This is a genomic window from Sorangium sp. So ce1504, assembly GCF_051521635.1.
GTDB lineage: Bacteria > Myxococcota_A > Polyangia > Polyangiales > Polyangiaceae > Sorangium > Sorangium cellulosum_B.
On record NZ_CP150365.1, the window covers coordinates 9,260,712 to 9,279,872 of the forward strand.

Annotated in this window: 14 protein-coding genes; 7 read left to right on the forward strand and 7 right to left on the reverse strand. The window is 71.2% G+C overall.

The features are described from left to right. Positions 1-45: 45 nt before the first annotated feature. Entirely contained in the window at positions 46-516 is a 471-nt protein-coding gene (locus tag WMF39_RS34915) for a ferritin-like domain-containing protein (protein ID WP_437740797.1), read from the reverse strand. 481 nt (positions 517-997) lie between these two features. Further along, positions 998-1,231, reverse strand: a complete 234-nt coding sequence (locus tag WMF39_RS34920) for a hypothetical protein (protein WP_437740798.1) — start codon at positions 1,229-1,231, stop codon at positions 998-1,000. A gap of 378 nt (positions 1,232-1,609) precedes the next feature. On the opposite strand from WMF39_RS34920, the gene WMF39_RS34925 reads away from it, so the two are divergent. Then, positions 1,610-2,953: a DUF1552 domain-containing protein gene (locus WMF39_RS34925; RefSeq protein WP_437740799.1), complete on the forward strand. Its 1,344-nt coding sequence runs from the start codon at positions 1,610-1,612 to the stop codon at positions 2,951-2,953. Between the two features lie 13 nt (positions 2,954-2,966). Here the strand turns inward: WMF39_RS34925 and prs are convergent, their stop codons facing one another. The 3 genes from prs to WMF39_RS34940 are packed head-to-tail and all read right to left on the reverse strand — an operon-like array spanning position 2,967 to position 6,966. After that, on the reverse strand, positions 2,967-3,890 hold the full coding sequence (prs, locus tag WMF39_RS34930; RefSeq protein ID WP_437524274.1) for a ribose-phosphate diphosphokinase: 924 nt from the start codon (positions 3,888-3,890) through the stop codon (positions 2,967-2,969). Continuing rightward, positions 3,887-5,926: a class I SAM-dependent methyltransferase gene (locus WMF39_RS34935; RefSeq protein WP_437740800.1), complete on the reverse strand. Its 2,040-nt coding sequence runs from the start codon at positions 5,924-5,926 to the stop codon at positions 3,887-3,889. The genes prs and WMF39_RS34935 overlap by 4 nt, the downstream gene beginning before the upstream one ends. After that, positions 5,926-6,966: a LolA family protein gene (locus tag WMF39_RS34940; RefSeq protein ID WP_437740801.1), complete on the reverse strand. Its 1,041-nt coding sequence runs from the start codon at positions 6,964-6,966 to the stop codon at positions 5,926-5,928. Before WMF39_RS34940 ends, WMF39_RS34935 begins: the two co-directional genes overlap by 1 nt. A 286-nt stretch (positions 6,967-7,252) precedes the next feature. Here WMF39_RS34940 and WMF39_RS34945 point away from each other — a divergent pair, with 286 nt between their 5' ends. The 3 genes from WMF39_RS34945 to WMF39_RS34955 all read left to right on the forward strand — a co-directional run bounded on the left by WMF39_RS34945 (position 7,253) and on the right by WMF39_RS34955 (position 11,518). Further along, positions 7,253-8,527: a SpoIIE family protein phosphatase gene (locus tag WMF39_RS34945; protein ID WP_437740802.1), complete on the forward strand. Its 1,275-nt coding sequence runs from the start codon at positions 7,253-7,255 to the stop codon at positions 8,525-8,527. Positions 8,528-8,587: 60 nt separating this feature from the next. Further along, complete coding sequence (purL, locus tag WMF39_RS34950; RefSeq protein ID WP_437740803.1) at positions 8,588-10,957, forward strand: phosphoribosylformylglycinamidine synthase subunit PurL; 2,370 nt, start codon at positions 8,588-8,590, stop codon at positions 10,955-10,957. A 99-nt stretch (positions 10,958-11,056) separates the two neighbouring features. Beyond that, positions 11,057-11,518 carry a nuclear transport factor 2 family protein gene (locus WMF39_RS34955; RefSeq protein WP_437740804.1) on the forward strand — a complete coding sequence of 154 codons (462 nt, stop codon included), beginning with the start codon at positions 11,057-11,059 and terminating at the stop codon, positions 11,516-11,518. 1,306 nt (positions 11,519-12,824) lie between these two features. On the opposite strand, the gene WMF39_RS34960 is transcribed toward WMF39_RS34955, so the two are convergent. After that, positions 12,825-13,940, reverse strand: a complete 1,116-nt coding sequence (locus WMF39_RS34960) for an aminopeptidase (RefSeq protein ID WP_437740805.1) — start codon at positions 13,938-13,940, stop codon at positions 12,825-12,827. A 108-nt stretch (positions 13,941-14,048) separates the two neighbouring features. After that, the gene (locus WMF39_RS34965; RefSeq protein ID WP_437740806.1) at positions 14,049-15,395 is read right to left on the reverse strand and encodes a class I SAM-dependent methyltransferase; all 1,347 of its coding nucleotides are present in this window, start codon (positions 15,393-15,395) and stop codon (positions 14,049-14,051) included. Positions 15,396-15,816: 421 nt separating this feature from the next. On the opposite strand from WMF39_RS34965, the gene WMF39_RS34970 reads away from it, so the two are divergent. Genes WMF39_RS34970 through ureC form a run of 3 tightly spaced genes read left to right on the forward strand, consistent with a single transcriptional unit; the run spans position 15,817 to position 19,148 of the window. After that, positions 15,817-16,680, forward strand: coding sequence for an urease accessory protein UreD (locus WMF39_RS34970; protein WP_437740807.1), 864 nt, complete (start codon positions 15,817-15,819; stop codon positions 16,678-16,680). Between the two features lie 54 nt (positions 16,681-16,734). Next, positions 16,735-17,436, forward strand: coding sequence for an urease subunit gamma (gene ureA / locus WMF39_RS34975; RefSeq protein WP_437740808.1), 702 nt, complete (start codon positions 16,735-16,737; stop codon positions 17,434-17,436). After that, positions 17,433-19,148 (forward strand): urease subunit alpha, encoded by a 1,716-nt coding sequence (ureC, locus tag WMF39_RS34980; protein ID WP_437740809.1) that lies wholly within the window; start codon positions 17,433-17,435, stop codon positions 19,146-19,148. The genes ureA and ureC overlap by 4 nt, the downstream gene beginning before the upstream one ends. Positions 19,149-19,161 lie beyond the last annotated feature (13 nt).

The following is a 19,161-nucleotide window of genomic DNA, read 5'->3' on the forward strand; positions in this document are numbered from 1 at the left end:
CGAGACGACGGAAGAGGGCCGCGTCTTCCAAAGGGCGCTCGCGCGCTACAGCGGCAACAGCAAAAGCCCTTGTCGCGAGTCGAGCTGCTCGGAGAACCAGTCCCGGTGGCGCCGCTCCACCGCGAGCGAGTGCCGGAGGACGTCGCGCGCGCGCTCGGAGAGGCCTTCGCGGAAGGATATCATCCGCTCGTAAGCAGCGCAGCTGTCCTCCTCGTAATGCCTCATCGCCTCGAGGATCGCGCGATCTCCGACCATCCCGTTCGTCAGCGCCTTGCTCTTCAGCTTGGGTCGGACGGCGCTCTCCATCGGCGGCTCGCCGAGCTCGTGGGCCAGGGCGGCGAGCACCTCGAGGTGACGCTCGTGATCGTGAAGGAAGCTCGCGAGCCGGCTCTTGTCGCCTGGTCGGTTCATCCGCGAGAGCGCTGCTGCGAGCGCGTCCACCGTGGACCAGTTGAGCTCGATCAGTTCGGTCAAGGACCCGATGAACGCGGCTTCGCCGCCGATCACGGACGCCATGGAATATCGCTCCTCTCCTCGCGGAAGCGGACCGCCCGCGTGAAGAGAGAGGTGGGCGGGTGCTTCTCCAGGCGTTCGATGCTCGCAAGCCCGGTGCCGGAGCCCGCCTGTGCAGCCGCTATCCGTCGCTGCGCGCGCGTCGTCCAGGAAACCCGCGGTTCTCCACGCTTGTCGCCCGCCGCCGCGCCCGAGACGGCCCGCTCCAGGGTCCGCGCTCGAGGGGATGCGAAGACTCAACCCAGATCGAGGCCGCGGTCGCGGCGCCGGGTCGAGCGCGCGCCGGACCAGGACGGAGCCGTGACGTGCCGGGGCGCGATCGGCACATGCTCACGCCGCGCCAGGCAGCGAAGCGCGAGCACGTCCTGGACATGAGCGCGCCTCCGCGCAAAGCGCGAAGGCGGCGTCGTCCAGGTCAGGATCAGGAGAGGAGAGATGGACTTCGGTCGAGAGCGCTCCGGCGGCGCGCTCGGCGGAGATGCCGCTACTTCTTGCCAAAAAGGCCGCCGAGCGAGCCTGCGAGGCTGCCGACGTCGAGGTTGGCGATGGCGGGGGCCGCCGCGCCGAGCGCGGTGTCGACGTGGGCGGCGAGCGGCGCCGGGAGCTTCTCTTTCAGGAAACCGACCACCGTCTCCACGGCCACGCGGGCCTTGTCTTCCGAGATGCCAACCTTCTCTGCGACCTGTCGTACCAGCTCGTCCATGGCCTCGACGCTCATCCTTTCTGCGCGAGCCGCGCATCCGGGGCGAGCATCCACGCGCCGATCGGCGCCGGCAAGGGAATTCGGCGCCGCGCGCTGCGCGCTACGCTCTCGACGACGTGGCCCCTCGCACCAGCGCGCGGCGGCATGGGCCCTCGTGGTGAGCCGCATCGTGGTGGGCCCCGCACGACAATCCCCCTGGTCATTTCGTAAAGAGTGTTGTTGAATCAGGGGATCTCGGCTTGGCCGATGCGGGTGAGGAGGGAGAACCATGTCTGGGTCCGCAAGTCACGAACCTGCGCTCCTCGTCGAGCTCACCAAGACGGACGGTCTCCTCTACATGGCTGCCTGAAAGGAGCGAGGGGTATGTCGAAATTCCGCTTGAGCCGACGTGCCATGCTGCGAGGCGCCGGCGCCATCGCCGTCGCGCTCCCGTGGCTGGAGATCATGGGAACCGAGCGCCCGGCGCGCGCGCAACCCGCCCCCGCACGGCGCTTCCTCGCCGTCTACACGCCCGGCGGGACCCTGATCGACCGCTGGCGTCCGACCGGCACCGAGACGAGCTTCACGCTGGGCCCCATCCTGGCGCCGCTCGCGCCGGTGCAGGACCGGCTGCTCGTCGTCGACGGCCTCGACATGAAGAGCGCGCGCGGGGAGCAGCACCAGTGCGGGATCATCGCCTGGCTCACGGGCACGGATCAGACGGTCGACTTGACCGGCTACGCGAGGGGGCCGTCCATCGATCAGGTGATCGCCTCCCGGATCTCCGCCGGTCGGACGGCGAAGGCGAGCATCCAGCTCGCGGTGCGCTGGGCGACGGGCAAGTCCCACGGCCGGATGACGCCGATGAACATCGCCAACTTCGAGGACACCGCGCCGTACAGCCCCATCCCGCCGCACCTCGATCCGGTGGAGATCTTCACCGACCTCTTCGGCACGCTGAACCCCGGCGCCAGCAACGACGCCGCCCTCCGCCTCGCGCGGAAGCGATCGATCCTCGACTTCGTCGACCGTCGCTACGCCGCCGTCTCCGCGAGGCTCGGCGCGGCCGACAAGCAGAAGATCGACCAGCACCTGACGAAGATCCGCGAGATCGAGCAGAGCCTCGGCAACACGCCGGCTGCGACGAACGCTTGCAAGGCCCCGACGTTGGTCGACACGTCCGACTACAACCCGAGCGCGGGGCTCAACGCGGACGACCCCGGCTCGATCGTGGACAGCTCGACCGACGCGGCGATCCCCAAGGTGGGCAAGCTGATGACGGACATGCTGGTGATGGCGCTCGCCTGTGACATCACCGCGGTCGGCACCCTGCAGTGGAGCGACACCGAGGCGAAGTACACGTTGCCGTGGCTGAACCTGACCGAGCACCACCATTTCTACCAGGAAATGGGCGGCTTCAGGCCGGCCGAGTGCGAGCTCATCTACACCTGGTACTCGGAGCAGCACCTCTATCTCTTGCAGGAGATGGAGAAGGTCGACATGGGCGGGCACTCGCTGCTCGACGAGAGCGTCGTCTTCTTCGGCTCCGAGATCTCGGATCCGCCGTCCCACAGGAAGACGAACATGCCGTTCCTGCTGGCCGGCGGCGGCGGGGGCCTGCGCACCGGGCGCTGGGTCCGGTACCCGAGCCTCCCGCACAACAACCTGCTCGTCTCGATCTTGAACCTGTTCGGCGACACCCGGACCACGTTCGGCACGCGTGAGTACTGCACCGGGCCGCTCACGAACCTCACGTAAGGCCGGAGGTGCCCTAGGTCTCCCGCTCGAGCGCGCGCACCAGCAGCGGCGCCACCGAGTGGAGGGCGCCGGGCGCATCGGCGAGCTGCTGGCTGCCAGGGTGCGAGTCGGTCCCGAGCAGCGTCGTGAACACGGAAGCCTTCCTGATCTTCTCGAGCGAGTCGCCCGGCAAGACGAGGTGGCTCGCGACGGCGTGGACCTTGGATGCGCCGGCGGCGAGGTAGGCGCGCCCCGCCTGGACGAGCGATGAGCCGGTGCGGACCATGTCATCGTAGATGACGACCTCGCGGCCCGAGACATCGGCGTTGATGCCGGTCACGCCGACGCCGTCGCCTCTCCGCTCCTTGTACACGAACGCCGGCTCGACGCCGAGGCCGCGGGCGAGGCTCTGCACCCATTTGGCCCGACCGGCGTCCGTCGCCGCCAGCACGTACGGGCGATCGCCCATCAGCTCGCGGACCGCCTGCGTGATGAGCGGAGCGCCGTACAGGTGGCGCGTCACGTGCGAGTCGCTGAAGTAGAACTCGATGCCATCGGTGTGCAGATCGAAGAGGAAGATGCGCGTGCCCGCGTCGCACGAGGGGATCGCCGAGATGAGCCGCGCCCGCGTCTTCGCGGTCACCACCTCGCCCGGCTTCACGGCCCTCTCCATGGTCGCGTAGCCGAAATAAGGCATCACGATGGAGAGCGACCGCGCGCCTGCGCGCGAGATGGCGCAGCCGAGGTCGTAGATCTCCAGCCAGTCGAGGTCCCGGGGGGCGCCGCCGAGCAGGACCACGTCGCGCCCCCAGCAGTCGACCGCGACGCGCAGGTAGCGCTCGCCGTCGGGGAAGCTCTTGCGCTCGACGAGGCCGCGCTCGAAGTCGCCCGCGGCCAGGAAGGCAGGCTCGAGGTAGCTGTACGAGCTGATCGTGATGAGCAGGCGCCGCTGGCTCATCGCGCACCTCGGCGGGTCGTCCGGGCCGGAGCGGGCCCTCGGCGCGCGCCCCGGGCGGGCGCGGCCTTCGCCGCCCTCGCGAACGGCGCAGCCTTCCCTGCCTTCGCGGGCGGCGCAGCCTTCCCTGCCTTCGCGGGCGGCGCAGCCTTCCCTGCCTTCGCGAACGGCGCAGCCTTCCCTGCCTTCGCGGGCGGCGCGCCCTCTCGGGCCCTCGCGGGCGGCGCGCCCACGCTGGCGAGGACGCTCTTCAGGTGGGGCTCCGCGCCTGGTTCGCTGGGAAAATCGACGGGATCGGGGAGGTCTTTCATCTGCACGACGTCGCATCCTGCTTCACGCGCGGCCTCGTGCAAATGACGCCGGAACCTGGCGCGCGCGATGCCGCGGTGGTTGGTGCAGGCGAGCAGCCTGCCGCCCGGGGCGAGCACGCGGAAGGCGAGCGCGGCGAGCGCGCCGAAATCGCTCGCAGCGCTGAAGCGGCTCTTCTTCGTGGTCGCGAAGCTCGGCGGATCGAGCACGACGAGGTCGAAGCGCCGGTCGGACTGGGCGGCGGCCTTCAGCCACGGAAACACGTCGGCCTCGACCACGACGTGCGCCGCCGGGTCCGCGCCGATCGCGGCGAGGTTGTCGCGCGCCCAGGCGACCACGCCCCGGGACACGTCGACCGTCACGCTCTCGCGCGCGCCGCCCGCCACGGCCGCCACGGTGAACGCCCCCGTGTAGGCGAACAGGTTCAGCACCCGGGCCCCCCGGGCCAGCTCCCGCACCCGCCGCCGGTTCTCGCGCTGGTCGAGGAAGATGCCGGTCGAGAGCCCGTCGCCGAGCCGCACCTTGAACGGCAAGCCGTGCTCGAGGACGGTGAACTCCTCCGGGGCGTCCTCCCCTCGGACGGCGTGCCGCGGCGCGAACTCCTCGCGCCGCGCGTCGACGATGACGCTCGCGTGCTTCGGGCGCGCCTTGAGGTACACGCCCTTCGCCCCGAGCCGGTGGGCCGCGTCGAGCACGAGGTCCCGCGGCGGCGCGCCCGGCTCGCCCTCGCCCGCGCCGAACAGCGACACGACGAGGTGCTCGCCATAAAGATCGACGGAGACGGAGGGGAGGCCGTCACCCGCGCCATGGACGAGCCGGAGCGCCGTGGTGTCACCGGCGCGCGCGATCCCGTACCGCCGCTCGGCGGCCTCGCGCATGGCGCGCTCGACGGCCGCGACGCCGCCCGCGTACGGGTCCGCCGGCGCTGCCGCGAGCCACGCCTCGAAGACTGCTGGCAGCGGCGAGCGGAAGGTCGCGGCCGCGCCCGTGGCCGGGTGATCGAGGCGGAGCTCGGCGGCGTGCAGGAGCAGGCGCGGGGCCTCGGGGCCGCCGTAGAGCGGATCGCCGGCGATGGGGAGGCCGATCGCCGCGAGCTGCACCCGGAGCTGATGCGTGCGGCCTGTCTCGGGCCGGAGCTCGAGCAGGGCGCGGTCGCCGCGGCGCTCGAGGAGGCGGTAGCGGGTGATCGCCAGCACGCCGCTCGCGGCCCGATCCTCCCGCCCCGCGGCCCGATCCTCCCGCTTCGCGGCCCGATCCTCCCGCTTCGCGGCCCGATCCTCTCGCTTCGCGGCCCGATCCTCTCGCGCCCCGCCGGTCTCGGCGAGCGCGCGCATCGCACCTCCCGGCGCCGGGACGAGGCGGTGCCGCAGGGTGCCGCGCGGCGGGCGCTCGCCGAAGCCGGAGACCGAGGCGACGTACGTCTTCTGCACCGTGCGCCCCTCGAACTGCCGCGCGACGGCGGCGTTCGCCTCGCGCCGCCGCGTGAACAGGAGGACGCCCGACGTGTCGCGATCGAGCCGCTGGTGGATCCCGAGGTACGCCTCCGCGTCGCCCCGACCGCGGAGGAAGGCGCGGAGGCGCGTCACCATGTCGTCGATCCGCTCCGCCTCCGGCGCGTGCGTCGACAGGCCAGCCGGCTTGTCGACGACGATGAGATCGGCATCCTCGGCGAGGATCCACTCCGGATGGATGTCGGGAAAGAGCTCCGAGAGCGAGAGGCGCGGGGTCATCAGTTCTGCTTGACGTCGGTGCCGGGCGGCGCCGTGAACTGGAACTCCGCCGGATCGATCGACGCGGGCTGCGACGCGTTCTCGAAGTCGAACCGGTTCCGGTTGCCCTGCGCGTCGACGATGAGGACGCGGCGCACGACGCCAGGGTCCTTCTTCGCGAGGAGCGCCTTGTCGATATAGAACATCACGAATTCGTAGTGGGGAGTCGGCGCACGCGGCTTGCCGACGAGCACGGGGCCGCCCTCGAACTTCGCCTTCTCGTTGAAGGTGAACGTGAACGACGGGCGGAGCCCGTGGCCCATGAGGAACGAGAGGGCGCCCGGATACTCCGAGTTCTGCACCGGCGTGACGAACATCTGCCGGTCCTCGGCGACGTAGACCTTGAGCGACACGCCGTCGGAGACGATGCGGTTCTGGTTCGGCGGATCGTAGCGAAACGAGATCCTGTCCGGCTTCTGGACCGACAGCGCGCCGCTCTGCTTCTTGACGGCCCCCGAGACCTTCTGCGTGTGCTCCTGCTTGAAGCGGGCGAAGTACGTCTTCTTGCCCACGAAGATCGCGTCGACCTCGGCCGCGACGGCGTCCGCGGATCCCGCCTCGGCGGGCGGCACCGCGGGCGGCGCCGCCGTGCCGGGCGCGGGCGCGGAGGTCGCCGCCGGCGCCTCGGCGCGCCCTCCGCCCGCGTCGCGCGCCGCCGCGTCGCCGACGGGCATCCCCGCGTCGCGCGCCGCCGTCGCGGCGCCCGCGTCCTCGCGCTTCCGGCCCGCGTCCTCCGCCGGCGCGCCCGCGTCGGCCTTCGCACCGCCGCCCGCCGCGTCCGTCGCCGCCGGAGCGCCCGCGCTGGCAGCCGCCGCGGGGGCGCTCGCCTGCGGCGGCGCGTCGACCGAGTGCGGCGTCGCGTCGACCGGCTGCGGCTGGGCCGGCGCGGCGGCGGAGGGCGAGGCGTCGGGCGCCGCGCCGGCGGGCGCGGGCGGCGCGTCGCAGGCCGCCACGACCAGGGCAGCGGCCGGGACGAGGGCGACGAGGCGGAGGCGGTTCATCGAAGAGCTCGCTTTCAAGGAGAGTGCGTCGCGTGTTCTAGGACAGGTAGGGCCGAGGTGGTAGCGCCGACCTCCACCACCCCGAGCCCCGCGCCGACGGCATCGATGGCGATCTCGCAGCGTCGCCGGGGCGCTCGCGACCGTCGTCGCTCGAAAATTGGGCCGCGCCGAGGTCAGGAACGCCGACGCGCGCCGGGGCACGCGCTGGCGACGACGTCGTCCCGGGCCCCCGGGGCGAGACCATGTCTTGACCCCTATTTCCACGTAGCCCAAACTCTCCGGCCGCATGCGCGCCGGCACTCCCTCCCTGATCGATGCGTCGTCGCTCATCCTGATCCTGGACGTCTCGCGCAAGCTCGCGGCGCCGTGCGATCTCACGGAGCTGCTCGAGCTCATCATCAAGACGGGGCGGGAGGTGATAGGCGCCGACCGCGGGAGCGTCTTCCTCTACGACGAGGAGGCCAAGGAGCTTTACTCCCGTGTCGCCACGGGCGAGGCCCAGATCCGCGTCAGCATCGACAAGGGCATCGCCGGGGAGTGCGCGCGCAAGCGCCAGACCATCCTCGTCGACGACTGCTATTCCGATCCGCGGTTCAATCAGGAGATCGACCGCCGGACGGGGTATCACACGAAATCCCTCATCACGGTGCCGCTCATCGGGCTCGACGACAAGCTCGTCGGCGTGCTCCAGATGCTGAATTCGAAGGCGGACCACTTCGGCCCGGACGAGCGCGACGTGGCGGAGCTGCTCGCGGCGCAGGCGGCCGTCGCCGTGCAGCGCACGCTCCTGCTCGAGGAGCGCCTGATCAAGCTGAAGCTCGAGCACGATCTCACGATCGCGCGCGACATCCAGCAGAACATCCTCCTGCGGCGGCTGCCGCGCTGCCCCGGCTATTCGCTGTCGGCGTTCAGCAAGCCGGCGGACGACACGGGCGGCGACATCTACGACGTCATCCGTCTCGACGAGCGCGCGGACATGTCGCCGATGATCCTGCTGCTCGCCGACGCGGCCGGCCACGGCATCGGCCCCGCCCTCAGCGTGACCCAGTTCCGGGCGATGCTCCGCATCGGCCTGCGCCTCTCGGCCGACATGGACGCGCTCATGCACCACGTGAACCAGCAGCTCCTCGAGGACCTGCCGAACGACCGCTTCATCACGGCGTTCCTCGGCGTCCTCGACCCGACGACGCACCAGCTCCGCTTCCACGCGGCCGGGCAGGGGCCGCTGCTCCACTACCGGGCGGCCGAGGGCCAGGTCGTGTGGCGCGATCCGTCGACCGTCCCGCTCGGCATGTTCAAGGATCTCGACCTGCCCCCGACGCCGCCCCTCGTGATGGCCCCGGGCGATCTCCTCGTGCTGCTGACCGACGGCTTCTACGAGTACCAGGACGCCGCCGGGCAGGTGTTCGGCAAGGAGCGCGTCGGCGACCTCATCCACCGCCTGCACGCGCGCCCCACGTCCGACATCCTCGGCGCGCTCCTCGCCGAGGTCCGCCGCTTCGCTGGCTCGGCCAAGCAGATCGACGACCTCACCGCCCTCCTCGTCAAGCGAGACGCCTAGAGCGGGGGTGCCCGCTCCCCTGCTTCCCCTCCTCTCGTCCTTGCGCTAGCTAGGGCCGCGATGAGCGCTGTCGCCCCTGTGAACTCTCCCGCCCCCTCCCCCTTCCCCGGCGATCCGCCGGTCGACCCCGCGCTCGCGCAAGCGCACAAGCTCTCGGCGAGCGAGTGGGAGCGCGCGCGCGAGCGCCTCGGGCGGCAGCCGACGTTCACCGAGCTCGGCGTGCTCAGCGTGATGTGGAGCGAGCACTGCTCGTACAAGAGCTCGCGCGTCCACCTCGCCCGGCTGCCCACGACCGGCCCGCGGGTCATCCAGGGGCCCGGCGAGAACGCGGGCGTCGTCGACATCGGCGACGGGTTCGCGGCCGTCTTCAAGATGGAGTCGCACAACCACCCGTCGTACATCGAGCCCTACCAGGGCGCGGCCACCGGCGTCGGCGGCATCCTGCGCGACGTCTTCACGATGGGCGCGCGCCCCATCGCGAACCTCGACTCGCTCCGCTTCGGCCGGCCGGAGCACCCGCGCACGCCTCAGCTCTTGCGCGGCGTCGTCGCGGGGGTCGGCGGCTACGGCAACTGCATCGGCGTGCCGACCGTGGGCGGCGAGCTCTTCTTCGATCGCGCCTACGACGGCAACATCCTCGTCAACGCCTTCACCTGCGGCGTCGTCCGCTCCGATCGCATCTTCTACGGGCGCGCGAGCGGCGTCGGCAACAACGTGCTCTACGTCGGCGCCAAGACGGGGCGCGACGGCATCCACGGCGCGACCATGGCCTCCGACGAGTTCTCCGAGGGCGGCCCGAGCCAGCGCCCCACGGTGCAGGTCGGCGATCCCTTCATGGAGAAGCTCCTGCTCGAGGCGTGCCTCGAGATCTTCGCGGAGGACCTGCTCGTCGGCGTCCAGGACATGGGCGCCGCGGGGCTCACCTCGTCGTCGGTCGAGATGGCGGGCCGGAGCGGCAGCGGCCTCGACCTCGACCTCGACCTCGTGCCGCGGCGCGCGGCCCGGCTCACGCCGTACGAGATGCTGCTGAGCGAGTCGCAGGAGCGCATGCTGCTCGTCGCGAAGCCCGGGTGCGAGGCGCGCGTCATCGAGATCTGCACGAAGTGGGAGCTCGACGCGGCGATCATCGGCAAGGTGACCGACACCGGCCGGTGGGTCGTGCGCGCCACGCCCGGCTACGACCCGCTCGGCGGCGCGGCCGCCGGCGTGGCCCGGAACCCGGTCGTCGTCTGCGACCTGCCCGTGGATTTCCTGACCGACGCGGCGCCGAAGTACGACCGCCCGCAGCGCGACGACGCCTCGCTGCCGGCGCGCCGGGCGTTCGACACGCGCTCCCTCCCGGCGCCGGCCTCGTGGTCCGCGCTCTTCCTCGAGATGGCGGGCTCGCCGAACCTCGGCTCGCGCGCGTGGGTGTGGCGGCAGTACGATCAGATCGTGCGGGGCGGCACCGAGGTCCGGCCCGGCAGCGACGCGGCGGTGGTGCGCGTCCCCTGCGAGAAGGACGGCCAGCTTCACCAGAAGCTCCTCGCCTTCTCGAGCGACTGCAACGGGCGCCTCTGCGAGCTCGACCCGTTCCAGGGCGCGGCGATGGCGGTGGCGGAGGCGTGCCGTAACGTGGTGTGCGCCGGCGCGGAGCCGATCGGCCTCACCGATTGCCTCAACTTCGGCAACCCGGAGCGGCCGGAGATCATGCGGCAGATCGCGCTCGCCATCGACGGCATGGCGGCGGCGTGCCGCGCGCTGTCGGTGCCCGTCGTGAGCGGCAACGTGTCGCTCTACAACGAGACCGACGGCCGCGCGATCCTGCCGACCCCGACGGTCGCGGTGGTGGGGCTCATCGCGGACGCGGGGGACGTGCTGCGGGCCTCGTTCCCCGCCGCGGGTCTGACCGTGCTGCTGCTCGGCGATCCGCGCGGCGGCCCGCTCGGCGGCTCCGAGTACGTCGCGCGCCACACGGGCGAGGTGAAGGGGCCGCCCCCCGCGCTCGATCTCGACCGCGAGGCGCGGCTCCAGGGGCTCTGCCTCGCGCTCGCGCGCTCGCGGCCGCAGCTCCTCCGGAGCGCGCACGACGTCTCGGAGGGCGGGCTGGCGATCGCCCTCGGCGAGTGCTGCGCCGCCGCCGACGATCCCGCGGCGCTGGTGGGCGCGCGGGTGCGGCTGCCGGGCGCGCCGGACGGCGGCGCGCCCGAGCCGCTCGCCGAGGCGCTGTTCGGCGAGGCGCCGAGCCGGATCATCGTGAGCGTCCGGCCCGAGGACGCGGCCGAGGTCGCGCGGCAGGCCAAGGCGGCGGGTGTGCCCTGCACCGAGCTCGGCACGACCGGCGGCGACCGGCTCACCATCGACGCGGGCAGCGGCGAGGGGATCGACGTCGAGCTCCGCGCCCTGCGCGAGGCGCGCGATCGGTGCCTCGAGCCGATCGTGGGGCGATAGCTGCGATGGCCCACAGAGGGCGCCAGCGGAATCGGTCCCGCGATTCCGCGGTTCCGCGGTTCCGCGCGCCCGCGCGGCGCCTTCGCCTATACTTGCAGCATGAAACGCTGGATCCCGCTCGGGCTCATCGCTGCCGGCGCCGTCCTCGGCGCGGCGGCGCTGCTGCTGTCGCCCTCCGAGGAGGAACGGATCCGCGACCGGCTCACCCAGCTCGAGAACGCGGTGCGCATCGACGACGGCGAGCGGAACCCGCTGGTGCGCCACGGCCGCATTCGCGGTGAGTTCGCCGAGATCTTCGCGAAGGAGGCGAGCGCCCGCATCGCCGAGATCGGCGACAGCCTCCGCGGCCGCGACGAGCTCGCGAACGCGGCGACCCAGGCAGCGGTCGTCTATCAGACCGCGGAGGTGAGCCTGGGTGGCACGGAGATCCACGTCGACCCGGCCGGCATGACGGCGGAGGTGACCGCCACCGCGACGGTCACGGGCGCCCGGCATGGGCATGAGGTCCGGCGCGACGAGCTGCCCGTGGTGCTGCGGCTCGAGAAGATCGACGGAGAGTGAAAGATCGTCTCTGCCACCGTCCACCCCAGGCACACCCCCGGCGACGACGGCCGCTGACATCCGCGCTCAGAGCCGCTGACAACCGCGCTCAGACTCGAGGCGCAACCGGCCACGAGCAAAAAAGAAAGGCCGGTCGGGAAGAACCCGCCGGCCTGAGGCCCGCTTTCGCGGACCCACCGGGACCGCACAGGCGCGCCGGTGGAGGGGAGTCCACCGGAGTCCTGGAGAGGCCCGCGATCAGAAGAGATCAGAAGTCAGAAGAGAGAAGTCAGGAAAGCAATACGAAGCGCAATCAAGCAAAGAGCGAAGATAAAGCGAAGACGGGCGGAAGACTAAGACAATCCGAGAAGCCAGTCAAACCGAAAGATGAAGCTGAAGCGAAGTGCAAACCGGAATCGAACGGGCAAGCTCAAGCGAAGCAGAGGAGAAGCTGAAGCGAAGCGGTAAGCAGGGTCAACATCGAGAGCGGCACAACAGATAAGAAAAGCTCAGACCGAGGTCTGACAAGCTGGTCATGCTAAGCCAACGCAACGGGCGACGCGCGTCGCGCGTGCCTCGACCATCCCTCCTTAATCGCCTCGTAAGGCGTCTGTCGTCACGTGAACCGAAGCTGTCCGCCGGCACCCGGCGACAAGTCAATCAAGGAGCCCGATACCGCAAGGGCCATGGCATTCGGGTGACGGCGGGGTCGCGATCGCTCGGCTAGCGCCGCCGATCACCTCGCTTGGCGTCCCCCCCGAAGACCGGGGCAGCACTGCGAAGGTTATGCCAGGGGTCCCCCCCTTCGAGTCCCCATGAAACAGGACGACGAGCAGGGGCGACATCTGGTGGATACATAGAGCAACCGGCGGGCCAACGGCGAAGGGGCCGCGGTCCTGGCGCCCAGCAGCCAAAATTGCCGCTGAAACCCTCCCTCCGAGGCGCGCGCGCGACCCCGGAGGCCTGCACCGGTCATACATTTCCGCAGGGACTGGTCCGATCCAGGGATGGGTTCAGATCCAGAACGCAAATACTACCTGGACATGAATATGTTCATCCTCGAGCCGCTGGACGCCCCGCATTGCACCGTGGAAGCGAAGAAGTGCACTAGGGCAGGATGACTGCCACCGACGCTTTGCGTCGTATCTCGACGGCGTACTCCCCCCGCCAAAGGCGCAGCGCGCTACGCGGCGCAGCCCGCAATACGCAGCGCGGCGCGCAGCTCACCGCACATGGGCGCAGCGCATGGCACACAGCGCAGCGCATGGCACATAGCGGAGCGCACGGCACACAGCGCAGCTCGCGGCGCACAGCGCAGCTCGCTGGACTACCTGCAGCCGGCCTCGATCAGCGGCTCCACCACCCGGGCGATGTTCTCTTGGGGCGCGGAGAATCTGTGGCGTTCGAGCCTCCGCAACGCGCCCAGGAACCTCGGCCAGCTGCCACCGCAGGTCGCGAGCAGCGCCCGGAGCTCCGGAGTCCCCGAGTTGTAGACACGGAACTGCACGAGCGACGCGTTGTTGATCGGACGCCGCGCCCCGATGTCGGCCTTGAGCCGGGCGAGCACCGCGTCCTTCTCCGCCCGCTTCTCGGCGTCGGGCGCCGGGGACGCATACAGCCGATTGAGGTGGACGTAGGCCGCGTGCAGCGCGCGCGTCCGCACCTCGCTCCTCTCCATCTCCCTCATGTAGGCCGTCTTCTCCGCGGAGAAGGGGCCCACCCGCTCGTCCAGGTAATGCTTGGTGAGCTCGTCCCCGACGAAGCTCGCGAGGCTCTCGTTCAACCTCGTCTGCCCCTTCACGTACAGCGTCGCGTGCAGCGACTCGTGGAGCACCACGTTGGCGAGGTCGCCGAGCGCCTCGTCCCCGTCCGAGATCATCGTGGACAGGACCGGATCCTCGAGCCAGCCGAGCGTCGAGTAGGCGCCCGCCGGACGCACGTCGACGTCCCAGCCGGCCGCCTTGAGCGGCGCCGCGAACGCCTTGGCATCCTGGAGATCGAACCACCCCATGTAGGGGACCGTACCCACGATAGGAAAACTCCATGTCTTCGAGCGGAACCGCAGCGGCTCACACGCGCTCACCACCCAGACCGCGGCTGGGCGATCGAGCTCGACATACGTCCTGTAATTGCCGGTCGGGGTCAGCCCGTGGCGCTCCCCGAAGCGCTTGATGTGCGGGACCTCGCGCAGCAGCGCGCGCGTCCGCCACGGCTTGCGGGCGTCGAAGGCGGCGTCCTCGAGCGACTCGGCGCGCCAGGCCATCGAGAGCTGGCCGACGCCCGCCTGCGCGATGTAGCGGACCTGGGTACACGATGCGAGCAGGAGACAGAGCGCGACGAGCCCCGCGGCGGCGCAGACCAGGCGCGCCGCGGAGCGAGGGCGCGACACGGACCACGAGCGCGCGGCGCCGCGACGGGCGCTGGCCGCAAGCCTTTCGCTCATCCTTAGCTGATAGCTGGCCGCGCGGGCTTAACAAGCTCTTCCGCGCAATGGACGCGCGCCCCGCGCGCCCCACCGGCACGCGGGGGGCGCGCGGGCGCGCCCGACAGATCAGGACGGCAGCGCCGCCCCCCACGAACTGAGCTGCACGGCCGGGACGATCGGCGCGCGTTCCCGCAACGAGGGCTCCTCCGTGGCATACAGGGGCTCGCGTGCGAGGGGGTAGTCGCGTGGAGCCCCGTTCGCCAGCACCATCTGGATGGCGCCGAGGTGCCCGCTGCGGAACGCGGCGGCCGCGCACGCGAGATAGAACTCCCACGTCCTCATGAAGGCGCCGTCGAAGCCGGTGACCCGCTCGATCTTCTCCCTGTTCTCCAGGAAGTTACGGCGCCAGCAGCGCGCCGTGAGCGCGGAGTGGCGCCGCAGGTTCTCCGCGTCGAGCACGTCGAGGCCGCGCGCCGAGGCGCGCGTCGCCATCCCCTCGAGCGAAGGAGGCCAGTACCCCGGGAAGATGTGCTTTTGCAGGAAGGGGTCAGTCCGCGACGACTCCTGCTCTCTGGTGACGCTCTCGAGCAGGCACACGCCGCCCGGGGCGAGCAGCGCCTTCACCCTGTCATAGAACACCTCGATACGGCGCTCGCCGGCATGGCACATCGAGCCCAGGGAGACGAGACGATCCCACCGCGGCTCGTCCTCGAGCTCGTCGCAGCTCATCACGCGGACCTCGACCGGGAGCCGCCGCGCCGCCGCCTGCTCGCGGATGTACCTCGCCTGGTTCTCGCAGAGGGTGATACCGAGGCACTGCACCCCGTACGCCTCCGCGGCGTGGAACATGAGGTGCCCCCATCCGCAGCCGAGATCCACGAGCCGTTGCCCGCGCCGGAGCGCGAGCTTCCGCGCGACGAGGGAGATCTTGTGCGCCTGCGCGTCGTCGAGCGTCTCGCCCGGAGAGCTGAAGTAACCGCACGACGTCTGGAGGCGCCTGTCCAGGTAAAGAGGGTAAAAGTCGTTGCCCAGCCCATAGTGACGCTCGACGGCGAGCCTCTCGCGCTTCGCCGCCCCGGAGAGCAGCCCGAGCCGGAGCGCGTCGAGCACGCCCGAGAGGCCGCGGTCGAACGACGACGACGCGGGCACGAGGCGCGGCAGGCGCGCCTCCACGGACCGCGCGAGCTGGAACAGCCCGGCGAGCGAGTCCTCGAGATCTCCCTCGAACGTGACCTCGCGCCGGACATACGCCTCACCGAGGCCGAGCGTGCCCCGGAACGCCGTCTCGCAGAGCGACCGACGCGTCCTGAACGTCACGGCGAACTCGGGCGCGCCCGCGCCGAAGCGCAGCCGCTCGCCGCCCCAGAAGCGCAGCTCGAACGGGGTCCCGCCGTGGCGCTCCAGCAGGCGGGACGCCGCTTCCTTGAACCGACGAGACCACGGCGGCATTTCGCCCTTCCTGACGATGAACATCGGACCCCCTCCGCGGCCCCCCGGCCGCCCGACGAGCTGACCCGAGCTGGGCTTTCCCGTCAAGCAACATGTCATCCATGCAAACGACATCACAGCGAGTCACGGAACGCCCACAGCGGCCGGCGGACACCCCGGACACGCGCTGTCGTCAGGGACAGGAGGAACGCAGTGGCTGGCTCGCTCATAACACCGTAGTGGTGTTCGGGAGAGTCCCGACAGCATGCTCACATGTCCGGGATGTTTCATGTTCCAGGCGAAGGAGGGAAATCGGGAAGATGATTCGAATTTCTCCCTACCTTCCTGGTCGTGTTCCTGGTCGCGTGACGTACCCATCCCCTGTGTGCGCTGCGCCCCCTCGCGCCCGGTACGTGCCTGTGCTCCCTCGCGGCCGGGGCGCGGTCCGTGGTACGCACGCCGGCCCGTGACCACGCCCAGCGATCCTCCCGCCGCCCTGCGAGACCCGCCGCCACCCGCGCGGCGCGCAGGGGAGGCCGGCAGCGGTGAGCTCGTGTTCACGCGCGTCGCGGGGCGCACCGTGCTCGAGAAGGCGCTCGCCAGGAGCCCGCTCAAGCTGCTCGCTCCGAGGAACCACGGGCAGGCAGCGTGGGTGTTCGTCGCGAGCTTCGGCGGCGGCCTCGTCGGCGGCGACGAGCTCCACCTCCACGCGCGCGTCGGTCGCGGTGCCGCCGCGCTGCTCAGCACCCAGGCCTCGACCAAGGTCTACCGCTCGCCCCTCGTCAGCCGCCAGCGCCTCGAGGCCGAGGTTCAAGCAGGCGGGCTCCTCGTCGCGATCCCCGATCCGGTCGTCTGCTTCGCGGGCTCGCGGTACGAGCAGGACATCGACGTCGCGCTCGCCGACGACGCGTCGCTCGTGCTCGTCGACGCGCTGTCCTCGGGCCGGAGCGCGCGGGGCGAGCGCTGGGCGTTCGACCGGTACACGTCGCGCACCCGGGTGAGCCGCGGCGGGCGGGCCGTGCTGCTCGACGCGACGCGGCTCGATCCCGCGCACGGCGCGCTGCCCGAGCGCATGGGGCGCTTCGACGCGCTCGCGACGCTCGTCGCGCTCGGCCCGCGCGCCGCGAGCGCGGCGGAGGCGCTGCTCGCGCCGCGGCCGCCGCCCGAGCGGCGCGCCGAGCTCGTCGCGTCGGCCAGCCCGCTCCGGGGCGGCGGCGCCGTCGTGCGCGTCGCGGGCACGAGCGTCGAGCGCGTGGCCGGCTTCCTCCGCGGCGCGCTCGGCTTCCTCGCGGGTGAGCTCGGTGATGATCCGTTCGCACGAAAGTGGTAGCGTCGCGCCGCGCTGGCAAAGCCGCGGCGTCGCCGCGCCGGAGAGAGGGCGAACATGCACCTTGCGCCTCGTGATCTCGACAAGCTCGTGCTGCACGGCGCGGGCTTCCTCGCCCAGAAGCGCCTCGCGCGCGGGGTCAGGCTCAACTACCCGGAGGCCGTCGCGCTCATCGCGACGCAGATCCTCGAGCTGATCCGCGACGGCCGCAGCGTCGCCGAGCTCATGGACGTCGGCCGCCGCCTGCTCGGGCGCGCGCAGGTGATGGCCGGCGTCCCCGAGATGGTCGCCGAGGTCCAGGTGGAGGGGACCTTCCCCGACGGGACGAAGCTCGTCACCGTCCACCACCCGATCGCGCTCGAGCACGGCGATCTCGCGCTCGCGCTCCACGGCAGCTTCCTCCCCGTGCCCGACGTGTCGCTCTTCCAGCCCGCAGGTCAGGGAGAGGTGACGGCCGAGCCGACGCCCGGCGAGGTGCTCGTGAAGCCCGGCGAGATCGAGCTCTCCCCCGGCCGGCGGCGGCTCTCCCTCCCCGTGAAGAACCTGGGCGACCGGCCGATCCAGGTGGGCAGCCACTACCCGTTCTCGGAGACGAACCGCGCGCTCGAGTTCGACCGGGCGGCGGCGGCGGGGATGCGGCTCGACATCCCCGCGGGCACCGCGGTCCGCTTCGAGCCGGGCGACGAGAGGACGATCACGCTGGTGCAGGTCGGCCCGCACGGGGCGGCGCACGCCGCGCGGGAGGAGCAGCAGGCATGAGCCACAGGATGCAGCGGCGGCACTATGTCGATATCTACGGGCCGACGGTCGGCGACCGGGTGCGGCTCGGCGACACCGGCCTCATCGCCGAGGTCGAGCGGGATCACACGTCCTACGGCGACGAGTGCAAGTTCGGCGGCGGCAAGGTGCTGCGCGATCGCATGGGGCAGATGCCCGGCGTCTCGAACGACGAGGCGCTCGACTGCGTCATCACGAACGCGCTCATCGTCGACTGGACCGGCGTCTACAAGGCCGACATCGGCATCAAGCGCGGCCGCATCGCGGCGATCGGCAAGGCCGGCAACCCGAAGGTGATGGCCGGCGTCACGCCGGGCATGATCGTCGGCGTGACGACGGAGGTCATCGCGGGCGAGGGCCACATCGTCACGGCCGGGGGCGTCGACGCGCACATCCATTTCATCTGCCCGCAGCAGGGATACGAGGCGCTCGCGTCGGGCGTCACCACGTTCGTCGGCGGCGGCACGGGCCCGGCGACGGGCACGAACGCGACCACGTGCACCCCGGGCGCCCGCCACATCTCGCTGATGCTGCAGGCGACGGACGTCCTGCCGCTCAACATCGGCCTCACGGGCAAGGGGAACACCTCGTCGCCCGAGGGGCTGCTCGAGCAGGTGCGCGCCGGCGCCGTCGGGCTGAAGCTGCACGAGGACTGGGGGACGACCCCGCCCGCCATCGACTGCTGCCTCAGCTTCGCCGAGCACGAGGACATCCAGGTCACGCTCCACACCGACACGCTGAACGAGTCGGGCTACGTCGACGACTCCATCGCGGCGTTCAAGGGCAGGACGATCCACTCCTACCACTCCGAGGGCGCGGGCGGCGGGCACGCGCCCGACATCCTGCGCATCTGCGGCGAGCCGAACGTCATCCCGAGCTCGACGAACCCGACGCGCCCGTACACCGTCAACACGCTCGACGAGCACCTCGATATGCTCATGGTCTGCCACCACCTCGACCGGAACATCCCGGAGGACGTGGCGTTCGCCGAGAGCCGCATCCGCGGCGAGACCATCGCGGCCGAGGACATCCTGCACGACCTCGGCGCGATCAGCATCATCTCGAGCGACAGCCAGGCGATGGGCCGCGTCGGCGAGGTGATCACGAGGACCTGGCAGACCGCGCACAAGATGCGGGATCAGCGCGGCCGTCTGCCCGAGGAGCAGGGCGACAACGACAACTTCCGGATCCGCCGCTACGTGGCCAAGTACACGATCAACCCGGCCATCGCGCACGGCATGTCCCACGAGATCGGGTCGGTCGAGCCGGGCAAGCTCGCGGACCTCGTGCTGTGGCGGCCCCAGATGTTCGGCGCGCGCCCGGAGCTCGTCATCAAAGGCGGCCTCATCGCCTGGGCGCAGATGGGCGATCCGAACGCGTCGATCCCGACGCCTCAGCCGTACTACATGCGCCCGATGTTCGGCTCGCTCGGCGCGGCGGTCGGCGAGACGAGCATCGCGTTCGTGTCGAGCCGCGCCATGGACGAGGGGAGCATCCGCCGACTCGACCTGAAGAAGCGCCTCTCGGCGGTCCGCCGGTGCCGCAAGATCGGCAAGGCCGACATGCGCCTCAACAGCACGCTCCTGCCGATCACGGTCGATCCCGAGACGTACGAGGTGCGGGCCGGCGGCGAGCTCCTCCGCTGCGACCCCGCGAAGATCCTGCCCCTCGCGCAGAGGTACAGCCTCTTCTGAGGCGGGGAGCCCG

Excerpts from the sequence above, each read along its gene's own strand:
- WMF39_RS34915 (WP_437740797.1), bottom strand. The coding sequence starts at position 516 with ATGGCGTCCGTGATCGGCGGCGAAGCCGCGTTCATCGGGTCCTTGACC.
- WMF39_RS34920 (WP_437740798.1), bottom strand. The coding sequence starts at position 1,231 with ATGAGCGTCGAGGCCATGGACGAGCTGGTACGACAGGTCGCAGAGAAG.
- WMF39_RS34925 (WP_437740799.1), top strand. The coding sequence starts at position 1,610 with ATGCTGCGAGGCGCCGGCGCCATCGCCGTCGCGCTCCCGTGGCTGGAG.
- prs (WP_437524274.1), bottom strand. The coding sequence starts at position 3,890 with ATGAGCCAGCGGCGCCTGCTCATCACGATCAGCTCGTACAGCTACCTC.
- WMF39_RS34935 (WP_437740800.1), bottom strand. The coding sequence starts at position 5,926 with ATGACCCCGCGCCTCTCGCTCTCGGAGCTCTTTCCCGACATCCATCCG.
- WMF39_RS34940 (WP_437740801.1), bottom strand. The coding sequence starts at position 6,966 with ATGAACCGCCTCCGCCTCGTCGCCCTCGTCCCGGCCGCTGCCCTGGTC.
- WMF39_RS34945 (WP_437740802.1), top strand. The coding sequence starts at position 7,253 with ATGCGCGCCGGCACTCCCTCCCTGATCGATGCGTCGTCGCTCATCCTG.
- purL (WP_437740803.1), top strand. The coding sequence starts at position 8,588 with ATGAGCGCTGTCGCCCCTGTGAACTCTCCCGCCCCCTCCCCCTTCCCC.
- WMF39_RS34955 (WP_437740804.1), top strand. The coding sequence starts at position 11,057 with ATGAAACGCTGGATCCCGCTCGGGCTCATCGCTGCCGGCGCCGTCCTC.
- WMF39_RS34960 (WP_437740805.1), bottom strand. The coding sequence starts at position 13,940 with ATGAGCGAAAGGCTTGCGGCCAGCGCCCGTCGCGGCGCCGCGCGCTCG.
- WMF39_RS34965 (WP_437740806.1), bottom strand. The coding sequence starts at position 15,395 with ATGTTCATCGTCAGGAAGGGCGAAATGCCGCCGTGGTCTCGTCGGTTC.
- ureA (WP_437740808.1), top strand. The coding sequence starts at position 16,735 with ATGCACCTTGCGCCTCGTGATCTCGACAAGCTCGTGCTGCACGGCGCG.
- ureC (WP_437740809.1), top strand. The coding sequence starts at position 17,433 with ATGAGCCACAGGATGCAGCGGCGGCACTATGTCGATATCTACGGGCCG.